Origin of the sequence: Streptomyces durbertensis, assembly GCF_014156695.1 — a bacterium.
Lineage (GTDB): Bacteria > Actinomycetota > Actinomycetes > Streptomycetales > Streptomycetaceae > Streptomyces > Streptomyces durbertensis.
Window position 1 is genome coordinate 1 of the sequence record NZ_WMLF01000195.1, and the last position, 9,796, is coordinate 9,796.

Annotated in this window: 10 protein-coding genes; 5 read left to right on the top strand and 5 right to left on the bottom strand. The window is 70.8% G+C overall.

The genetic code is table 11. The features are described from left to right. From gcl to GL263_RS14595, 5 genes are all read right to left on the bottom strand, one after another. Window positions 1-1,741, bottom strand: a 1,741-nt coding sequence (gene gcl, locus GL263_RS14575; RefSeq protein WP_182856132.1) for a glyoxylate carboligase, incomplete at its 3' end; no start/stop codon positions are given. Window positions 1,742-2,095: 354 nt separating this feature from the next. Continuing rightward, the gene (locus GL263_RS14580; RefSeq protein ID WP_182856133.1) at window positions 2,096-2,803 is read right to left on the bottom strand and encodes a hypothetical protein; all 708 of its coding nucleotides are present in this window, start codon (window positions 2,801-2,803) and stop codon (window positions 2,096-2,098) included. 306 nt (window positions 2,804-3,109) lie between these two features. Further along, window positions 3,110-4,567, bottom strand: a complete 1,458-nt coding sequence (locus tag GL263_RS14585) for a catalase (protein ID WP_182856134.1) — start codon at window positions 4,565-4,567, stop codon at window positions 3,110-3,112. 189 nt (window positions 4,568-4,756) lie between these two features. Further along, window positions 4,757-5,656, bottom strand: a complete 900-nt coding sequence (locus GL263_RS14590; protein WP_182856135.1) for a 2-hydroxy-3-oxopropionate reductase — start codon at window positions 5,654-5,656, stop codon at window positions 4,757-4,759. Window positions 5,657-5,731: 75 nt separating this feature from the next. Then, on the bottom strand, window positions 5,732-6,559 hold the full coding sequence (locus tag GL263_RS14595; protein ID WP_182856136.1) for a TIM barrel protein: 828 nt from the start codon (window positions 6,557-6,559) through the stop codon (window positions 5,732-5,734). 167 nt (window positions 6,560-6,726) lie between these two features. Between GL263_RS14595 and GL263_RS14600 the strand changes: the two genes are divergently transcribed. From GL263_RS14600 to pucL, 5 genes are all read left to right on the top strand, one after another. Continuing rightward, entirely contained in the window at window positions 6,727-6,990 is a 264-nt protein-coding gene (locus GL263_RS14600; RefSeq protein WP_182856137.1) for a YkoF family thiamine-binding protein, read from the top strand. Continuing rightward, the gene (locus tag GL263_RS14605) at window positions 6,987-7,367 is read left to right on the top strand and encodes a helix-turn-helix domain-containing protein (protein WP_182856138.1); all 381 of its coding nucleotides are present in this window, start codon (window positions 6,987-6,989) and stop codon (window positions 7,365-7,367) included. Before GL263_RS14600 ends, GL263_RS14605 begins: the two co-directional genes overlap by 4 nt. A gap of 179 nt (window positions 7,368-7,546) precedes the next feature. Next, a complete protein-coding gene (gene uraD / locus GL263_RS14610) occupies window positions 7,547-8,071 on the top strand; it encodes a 2-oxo-4-hydroxy-4-carboxy-5-ureidoimidazoline decarboxylase (protein ID WP_194377522.1) in 525 nt (174 codons plus the stop codon). 5 nt (window positions 8,072-8,076) lie between these two features. Continuing rightward, on the top strand, window positions 8,077-8,514 hold the full coding sequence (gene uraH / locus GL263_RS14615; RefSeq protein ID WP_182856140.1) for a hydroxyisourate hydrolase: 438 nt from the start codon (window positions 8,077-8,079) through the stop codon (window positions 8,512-8,514). Window positions 8,515-8,522: 8 nt separating this feature from the next. Continuing rightward, the gene (pucL, locus tag GL263_RS14620) at window positions 8,523-9,485 is read left to right on the top strand and encodes a factor-independent urate hydroxylase (protein WP_182856141.1); all 963 of its coding nucleotides are present in this window, start codon (window positions 8,523-8,525) and stop codon (window positions 9,483-9,485) included. Window positions 9,486-9,796: the final 311 nt, after the last annotated feature.

The window sequence follows — 9,796 nt, forward strand, 5'->3', positions numbered from 1 at the left end:
CGGTGGCCAGCTCCTCGAACTCGAGGACCTCGCCGATGTGGCCGGTGCCGCTCATGGAGATGTTGGTGACCCGCTCCAGGATCGCCTCGACGACCACCGGTACCCGGTGCTCGGCGGCCAGCTTCTTCGCCTCCTCGAAGGCCGGCAGCAGCTGGTCGGGCTCGGTGACCCGGATCGCCTTGCAGCCCAGGCCCTCGACGACCTTGACGTGGTCGACGCCGTACTGGCCCAGCTCGGGGGCGTTGATGTTCTCGAAGGAGAGCTGGACCTGGTAGTCCATGTCGAACTGGCGCTGCGCCTGGCGGATCAGGCCCAGGTAGGAGTTGTTCACCAGGACGTGGACGTAGGGGATCCTGAACTGCGCGCCGACCGCCAGCTCCTCGATCATGAACTGGAAGTCGTAGTCGCCCGACAGCGCGACGACCGTGCCCTCCGGGTCGGCGGTGGCGACGCCCAGCGCCGCCGGGACCGTCCAGCCCAGCGGGCCGGCCTGGCCGCAGTTGATCCAGTGCCGGGGCCGGTAGACGTGCAGGAACTGGGCACCGGCGATCTGCGAGAGGCCGATCGTCGAGACGTACCGGGTCTCCGGGCCGAACGCGCGGTTCATCTCCTCGTAGACGCGCTGCGGCTTGAGCGGCACGTTGTCGAAGTGCGTGCGGCGCTGGAGCTGCGCCTTGCGCCGCTGGGTGGCGGCCGCCCACTCGCCCCGGTCGGGCAGCGTGCCGGCGGCCTTCTGCTCGCGGGCCACCTCCACAAAAAGCTCCAGCGCGGCCCGCGCGTCGGAGGCGATGCCGAGGTCGGGGGCGAAGATCTTGCCGATCTGGGTCGGCTCGACGTCCACGTGCACAAACGTGCGGCCCTCGGTGTAGACGTCGACGCGGCCGGTGTGGCGGTTCGCCCAGCGGTTGCCGATGCCGAGGACGAAGTCGGACTCCAGGAACGTGGCGTTGCCGTAGCGGTGTGAGGTCTGCAGTCCCACCATGCCGGCGTTCAGCGGGTGGTCGTCGGCGATGACGCCCCAGCCCATCAGGGTGGGGATGACGGGGATGCCGGTCAGTTCGGCGAACTCCACCAGCAGTTCGGCGGCGTCGGCGTTGATGACACCGCCGCCGGCGACGATCAGCGGCCGCTCGGACTCGGCCAGCATCGCCAGCGCCCGCTCGATCTGACGACGCGTCGCGACGGGCTTGTGGACCGGCAGCGGCTCGTACAGCTCGGGGTCGAAGTCGATCTCCGTGAGCTGGACGTCCAGCGGCAGGTCGATGAGGACCGGGCCGGGGCGACCCGACCGCATCAGGTGGAACGCCTCCTGGAAGACGCCCGGCACCTGGGCCGCCTCCAGCACGGTGGTGGCCTTCTTGGTGACCGGTGCGGCGATCGAGGCGATGTCGACGGCCTGGAAGTCCTCCTTGTGCAGCACGGCGGTCGGCGCCTGGCCGGTGATGCACAGGATCGGGATCGAGTCGCCGATGGCCGAGTAGAGGCCGGTGATCATGTCGGTGCCGGCAGGGCCGGAGGTGCCGATGCAGACGCCGATGTTGCCGGCCTTGGCGCGGGTGTAGCCCTCGGCCATGTGGGACGCGCCCTCCACGTGGCGGGCGAGCTTGTGCTCGACGCCGCCGGACGCGCGCAGCGCGGCGTAGAAGGGGTTGATGGCCGCGCCCGGCACGCCGAACGCGGTGTCGACGCCTTCGCGCTTGAGGATCTCGACTGCCGCGCGGGCAGCGGTCATACGTGGCATGAGTGCTCCTGATCGCAAGTGATCGGACCGTGAGAGGCCGCTACTCGCCGGCCGCCTTGGCGAGCCCGGTTTCCGTAATGTGGAAGTAGCGTTCTGCGATGTGAAAGCAATGTACGGCGGTCGCCCGATCGAGTCAAGGCCGCGAAGGCGGTGTGAGACGAGGGAGGGAGTGCGTGCGCGGTCGACGGCGGGAACGCGTCAAACGGCGTCAGTTCCGGGCACTGAGCAGGCCGAAGGCCGTCGTGCCGCCTGTCGGCGCGACGGGATCACAGTGAGAGCGCGACGGGATCAGCCGGACGGTGGCGTCCGGGGGCGGGCAAGGCTCCGGCGCCGCGGCGCCGGTCGTTCGGGACGTCAGCCCTCGCCGCGGACCAGGCGCTCGGCGGCCTCGTTGACCGCCTGCGGGGTGCCCGTCAGGTCGAGTACGAACAGCGCGAGGTCGAGTTCGTCGGCCCGGGCGCGGGCCCGCGGGGCGTACCCGGCGAGCGAGAAGCAGGCCGCCGTCGTCGACTCGTTCAGGCCGTTGAGCCAGATGGTCTCCACGGCGCGTACGGTCGTCGGTGCCGTCCCGGCCTCCACGCGGGCGACGATGTCCCGCCCGCGCAGGTCCACTCCGGAGGCGGGGCGGGTGCCGGCGGCGCGGACGTCCCGGTGGCCGAGCCAGCGCAGGTACTGGTCGGCGGCGAGCAGCGCGTCGTGCGCGGTGCGGATGGTCACCGGCTGGAAGGCCGGCCGCAGGTCGCCGGCCGTCGGCGGCGCGGCCGGGTCCGCGCCGGACGCCTCCAGCCCGGCCGGCGCCTGCTGGCCGCGCACCGGAAGACGCAGCAACGTGCCGCACGGGCAGCCGAGTTCGGGCTGCGGCCAGGTGTCGACACGGCCGCAGCCCACGCAGCGCACCGACACCCAGCACTCCGACCAGCTGCGGCGCAGTACCGGCACCGGCGGCTGGTCGGAGGCGAGCGCGAGGCTCACGGGCGTGCCGCACGGGCAGGGGTAGTGGGCCGGGTTGTAGTGGTGCTCACGGCGGCAGTCGGGGCAACGCACGGTCGCGTTCTCCGTCATCGCGGACTCTCCTCGGCTGTTGCCGTCGCCGGACTGGTGTCGGTGCCCCCATGGTCGCGGAAAACCGGAACGTCCGCGACCAGTCCCGGTGAACTCGGGTGGATTCGCGGACGCTTCGGCGCGGTTGGTCACCCGGCGGTGCGAGGCTGGCGCGACAGGACGTTCGCACCGCCGGGAGGTGTGGTGGGGAGGGCCGGGGTGGACGCGTGCCGCCCCGGAGGGTGTTTCCCGTATCGCCGGCCACCCCTCGGATCAGCCGATCACATACCGACCGGCGATACGGGATGCGCGGGGCCGACCTCCCAATCAGCCTTCGCGCAGCTCGCGCACCGCCTCCTCGACGCGGCGACCGTAGTCGGGGTCCGCGGCGTGGAAGTGGGCGAGGTTCTTCTCGACGACGTCGTCCCGGGTCACCTGGGAGAGCCCGCCGGCGATGTTGGCGACCAGGCGCTTCTTCTCGTCCTCGGACATGAGCCGGTACAGCTCGCCCGCCTGGAAGAAGTCGTCGTCCTTGGTGTGCGCCGGCGCCGCGTGGGTGCCGGTGTGGCCGCTGACGGCCAGCGGCGCGGCGAGCGGCTGGTCGGTCTGCACCGGGCCGCCGTAGGAGTTGGGCTCGTAGTTCTTGGCGTAGCGGCCCTGGCCGTTGACGGCCATCAGGCCGTCCCGGCCGTAGTTCTCGGCGGTGGTGGCGCGGGGCGCGTTCACCGCGAGCTGCGTGTGGTTGACGCCGAGCCGGTAGCGGTGGGCGTCGGCGTAGGCGAACAGCCGGCCCTGGAGCATCTTGTCCGGGGAGGGGCCGATGCCCGGCACGAAGTTGTTCGGCGAGAACGCGGCCTGCTCGACCTCGGCGAACACGTTGTCCGGGTTGCGGTCCAGCACCAGCCGGCCGACCCGCTGGAGCGGGTAGTCGGCGTGCGGCCACACCTTGGTGAGGTCGAACGGGTTGAAGCGGTAGTCGGCCGCCTCGGCCGCCGGCATGACCTGCACGTACAGGGTCCAGGACGGGTGCACGCCCCGCTCGATCGCCTCCAGCAGGTCCGTCTGGTGGCTGTTGGGGTCCTTGCCGGCCAGTTCGGCGCCCTGCTCGCTGCTCAGGCAGCGGATGCCCTGGTTGGTCTTGAAGTGGTACTTGACGAAGAAGGCCTCGCCCTCCGCGTTGGTCCACTGGTAGGTGTGCGAGCCGTAGCCGTTCATGTGGCGGTAGCTGGCAGGGATGCCGCGGTCGCCCATCAGCCAGGTGACCTGGTGGGTGGCCTCCGGGGCGTGGGCCCAGAAGTCCCAGACGTTGTCCGCCTCCTGGCGGCCGGTGAACGGGTCGCGCTTCTGGGAGTGGATGAAGTCCGGGAACTTGATCGGGTCCTTGATGAAGAACACCGGGGTGTTGTTGCCGACGAGGTCGTAGTTGCCCTCCTCGGTGTAGAACTTCACCGCGAAGCCGCGCGGGTCGCGCACCGCGTCGGCACCGCCGAGGCTGTCGGCCACCGTGGAGAACCGCAGGAAGACCTCGGTGCGCTTGCCGATGGTGTCGAGGAACGCGGCCCGGGTGTAGCCGGTGACGTCGTCGGTCACCTCGAAGTGGCCGTAGGCGCCGGAGCCGCGCGCGTGCACGACGCGCTCGGGGATGCGCTCGCGGTTGAAGCGGGCGAGCTTCTCCAGCAGGTGCTGGTCCTGGAGGAGCAGCGGGCCGCCGACGCCGGCGGTGGCGGAGTTCTGGTTGTCGGCGACCGGTGCGCCTGACTCGGTCGTCAGCGTGGGCTTCGACATGGTGACCTTCCGTGCGGGACTGCGGAAGTCGGCTTCCGCGGTGGGAGCGTAAGGACGGCTTCGGCAGCGCGTCAACAGTTTGTTGAATACCGGGTGGCGGCGCCTTGGGCGCGACAGGACAGGTGTCGGCGCCGCCACCCGGGGTCTTCGCGGGCCGGCCGGGCGTGTGCGGCCGGCCCGGCCGGGAGATCAGACGGAGGCGCCGGACAGCCGCTCGACCGCGCGCAGCAGCGCGGAGTGGTCGAGGCCGCCGTCGCCCTGCGCGCGCAGCGAAGCCACCAGCTGGGCGACGACCGCGCCCACCGGCAGCGCGGCGCCCACGCTGCGGGCCGCGTCGGTGACGATGCCCATGTCCTTGTGGTGCAGGTCGATGCGGAAGCCCGGCTTGAAGTCCCGCTTCTTGAAGTTCTCCTTCTTGCGGTCCAGCACGGTGGAACCGGCCAGCCCGCCGGCGAGCACGTCGAGTGCGGCGTCCAGGTCGACCCCGGACTTCTCCAGGAAGACCACGGCCTCGGCGCAGGCCTGGATGTTGACCGCCACGATCAGCTGGTTGGCGGCCTTCACCGTCTGGCCGGAACCGTGCGGGCCGCACAGGATGATCGTCCTGCCGAGCGCCTCGAACACCGGCTTCACCCGGTCGAAGTCGGCCTGCTCGCCGCCGACCATGATGGACAGCACCGCCTCGATCGCGCCTGCCTCGCCGCCGGACACCGGGGCGTCCAGGACCTTCAGGTCCTTGCCGGCCCGCGCGGCCGCCTCGGCCACCGCGATGGAGGTCTGCGGGGTGATCGAGGACATGTCGATGATCGTCGCGCCCTGCCTGGCGTGGGCGACGACACCGTCCTCACCGAGGATGACGGCCTTGACCTGCGGGTCGGCCGGCACCATCGTGACGACCACGTCGGCCTCGGCGACGGCCTCGGCGATCGAGCCGGCGGCCTTGCCGCCGGCGGCGGCGAGCCGGTCGAGCTTGTCCTGCTCCAGGGTGAAGCCGGTGACCTGGTAGCCGGCCTTGATCAGGTTCTCGGCCATGGGGGAGCCCATGATGCCCAGGCCGATCCAGGCGATGCGGGGAAGTGTGTTGCTCATCGGTGTGTGACCCTCTGTGTTGTCGTGTCGTCGTGGCTTCGGCCCGGGCGCGCGTGCCCGGCGGCGCGGCCGGAGTCAGCCGGCGGTGCGCAGCCAGCCGAAGGACTCGGCGCTGGGCGCGTCGCCCGGCTTGTACTCCAGGCCGACCCAGCCGTCGTAGCCGTTCTTGCGGAGCCGGCCGAGCAGGTCCGCGAGGTCGAGTCCGCCGGTGCCGGGGGCGCCCCGGCCGGGGTTGTCGGCGATCTGGACGTGGCCCGTGACGGCGGTGTACCGGTCGATCACCCGCGGCAGGTCCTCGCCGTTCATCGACAGGTGGTAGAGGTCCATCAGGAAGCGGGCGTTGTCCAGGCCGGTCGCGGCGTTGACCCGCTCGACGACCTCCACCGCCGCCGGGGCGCTGACCAGCGGGTACTTCGGTGACTCCGGCTGGTTCAGGGCCTCGACCAGCAGGATCGCGCCGACGCGGTCGGCGGCCCGGGCGGCCAGGGCCAGGTTCTCCAGGGCGAGTTCGTCCTGCCGGGCCGGGTCGACGCCCTCGACGCGGTTGCCGTAGAGCGCGTTGAGCGCACGGCAGCCGAGGGACCGGGCGAAGTCGGCCGTCACGTCGATGTTCGCGCGGAACCGCTCCGCCTCCTCGCCCGGCACGGACAGTGCGCCGCGGTCGGGGCCGGGGAGCTGCCCGGCGTAGAAGTTCAGCCCGGTGAGCTGGACGCCGGCGTCCTGGAAGGCGCTGCGCAGCGCGTCCAGCTCGGACCGGTCGGGGGTCGGGGTCTCCACCCAGGGCCACCACAGCTCGGCCGCGCGGAAGCCGGCGGCGGCCGCGGCGGCCGGGCGCTCCAGCAGCGGGAGCTCGGTGAAGAGGATCGAGAGGTTCACAGTGAAGCGCGTGTCCGTGAAGCCCATGAGGGTGGCGCTCCTTCCGTATTGCGGAAGTCGTGTTCTATCTGGTGGAAGATTGCAGCGCGGTCGGGGTGGCTGTCAAGGGGGTCGCCCGGATTGTCCGCCTCCTGGTCGCCGGTGGGGGCCGTCCGCCGGGTGGCGGCCGGCCGGGTGCGCGGTACGTTGAGCGCGTGCGATTGAGAGTGGAGTTCACGACCGAGCCGTTCGATCTGGACGAGGCCCCGCGGCACGCCGTGGTGGCCCGCGAGGTCGTGCAGGGCGCCGAGCTGGACGCGGTCGACGTCGGCCCGTTCGGCAACACCGCGGAGGGGTCCGACGCCGAGGTGCTGGAGGTGGTGCGGGAGATGCTGCGCCGCACACTGGACTCCGGCGCCACCCGGGTCTCCCTCCAGGTGAGCGTCGTGTCCGACGGTCGGGAGGGGGAGGCCGGATGAGCCCGGTCGGCGAGCACCCGTTCACCGCGGCCGTCAAGCCGCTGGTGGATGCCATGGGCGGGGAGATCGTGGCGCCGGACGAGGCGAGCGGTGACGACGTGGTGCTCAGCTGGGAGGGTCAGGAGGTGCTGGCCGTCCGGCTGCCGCACCTCTCCCAGACGTTGGACAACCTGCTCCTGGACCTGGAGCGCCGGCACGGCAAGCCGCTCAAGGAACTGGACCGCAAGACAAAGCAGTCGGTCGTGCGGATCCTGGAGAACCGGGGCGCCTTCACGGTCCGCCACGGCGTGGAGACGGTCGCCGCCGCGCTCGGCGTCAGCCGCTTCACGGTCTACAACTACCTGAACAGGGAGAACGCCGCCAAGGCGGGGGGCTGACGCGTCGTCCGCGAGGGTCGGGGGTCGTCACCGGAGGTCAGCGGTGGCGGCCCCTGACGCCTGTTCCGGTCGAGGGTCGGACCGGGTCCGCGAGGGTGGTCTCACCGAGAAACCTTCAACAAAGTGTTGACGCGCCGTTGCCGGGGGGTTTAGCTGTTCCCCAGCCCGAACAGAGCACCATGGCCACGGAGGCCCCCGTGACTTCGAGTCCGACACCGGGGCTGACCCGGTTCAACGCCGCTGACGACCAGAGCGCCGAGGCCGCACTCCACGAGGTGTGCGCCTCCACGACCTGGGTGGAGCGGCTGCTCGCGGGACGTCCGTACGCGGACGCCGCCGCCCTGTTCACCGCCAGCGACGCCGCGATGGCCGAGCTGACGGCGGACGACCTGGCCGAGGCCATGGCCGGCCACCCCCCGATCGGCCGGCCGAAGCCCGGAGACCCGACCTCGGCCCGCGAACAGCGGGGCATGGCCGGCGCCTCCGAGGAGCTGAAGGCCGAGATGCTCGAACTGAACCTGGCCTACCAGGACAGGTTCGGACACGTCTTCCTCATCTGCGCCACCGGCCTCACGGCGGAGCAGATGCGCGACGCGGTCCGCGCGCGGATCGACAACACGCCGGAGCGGGAGCGGGAGAACGTCCGCACCGAACTGGTGAAGATCAACCGCATCCGGCTGACCCGTCTCGCAGAAGGAGCCTGACCGACATGAGCACCCAGACGACCGCCTCGGTGTCCACGCACATCCTGGACACCAGCATCGGACGTCCGGCCGAGGGCGTCGCCGTCGAACTGTCCGTCCGGGACGCCGCCGACGGCACATGGGTCGCGCACGGCGCGTCGAAGACCGACGCCGACGGGCGCTGCAAGGACCTCCCGGCCCTGCCGGAGGGCACCGCGCACGTACGCCTGGTCTTCGAGGTCGAGTCGTACTTCGCGCACCGGCCACTCCACGCCGACAAGCACCGCACCGACAAGCACCACCTAGACAAGCAAGCCGAGGAACAGCAGGACGCCCCCCGCGCAAGGGACAGCGGTGTCTTCTTTCCCGAGGTCACGATCGTCTTCGCGGTCGCCCCGGGCGAGCACTACCACGTACCGCTGCTGCTCAACCCGTTCGGCTACTCCGTGTACCGAGGGAGCTGACGCCTGACATGACTGCTAATTCTCGCAACGGACGGCCCGCCGCGGGCCGCCCGACCCTGCTCGGCCAGAACCAGTACGGCAAGGCCGAGAACCGCGTCGTCAAGATCACCCGGGACGGCGACACCCACCACATCAAGGACCTCAACGTCTCCGTGTCGCTCTCCGGCGACATGGAGGACGTCCACTACTCGGGCTCCAACGCCAACTGCCTGCCGACGGACACGACAAAGAACACCGTCTACGCCTTCGCCAAGGAGTACGGCATCGAGTCGGCCGAGCAGTTCGGCATCCACCTCGCCCGGCACTTCGTCGACTCCCAGGAACCCATCCACCGGGCCCGCATCCGGATCGAGGAGTACGCCTGGGACCGCATCGGGACCTCCGACTCGAACTCCAAGTTCATCGGCGCCGACGAGGTCCAGCACTCCTTCGTACGCAGGGGCCAGGAGGTCCGGACCGCGCAGATCACCTACGACGGTGAGAAGTGGCAGGTCTTCTCCGGCCTGAAGGACCTGACGGTCATGAACTCCACCAACTCGGAGTTCTGGGGCTACGTGAAGGACCGGTACACCACCCTCAAGGAGGCCTACGACCGCATCCTGGCCACCCAGGTGACCGGTGTGTGGCGGCACAACTGGACCAGCGACGACCAGCGCATGCCGAACTGGGAGCGTTCCTACGAGAAGGCCAAGCAGCACATGCTCGACGCCTTCGTGGAGACCTACTCGCTCTCCCTCCAGCAGACGCTGTACCAGATGGGTGCGCGGGTCATCAACGGCCGCAGCGAGATCGACGAGATCCGCTTCTCGCTGCCGAACAAGCACCACTTCCTGGTCGACCTCGAACCCTTCGGCCTCAAGAACGACAACGAGGTCTACTTCGCGGCCGACCGCCCGTACGGCCTCATCGAGGCCACCATCCTGCGTGACGGTGCCGAGCCGCAGATCCCGGTCGACATGACCAACCTGTAGGGCCGAACAGGCCCCTGACGCGCGCCGGCGTCACCGGGGGAGACGGGGGTGCCCGCACCTGCGCCGCGGAAGCGACACCTACCCGCGCCGACCCCGGCGCACCACGGTCGACGAGGACAACGTCGCCCCCGCGACCCGCGACAAGCACACCGTCCGGCGCGTCTCGCCGCGGTCGCCCGGTGAACCGCGGCGGCCCGCTTCGCCGCCGCATCAAGGACCCCGGCCGGGAGGGACGGCTCCCGGCCGGCCGGTTCAGGATCCGAGCGGGCTCCTGAACCAACACACCGGGGCGGGTCCGTGCTGTTCCAGCC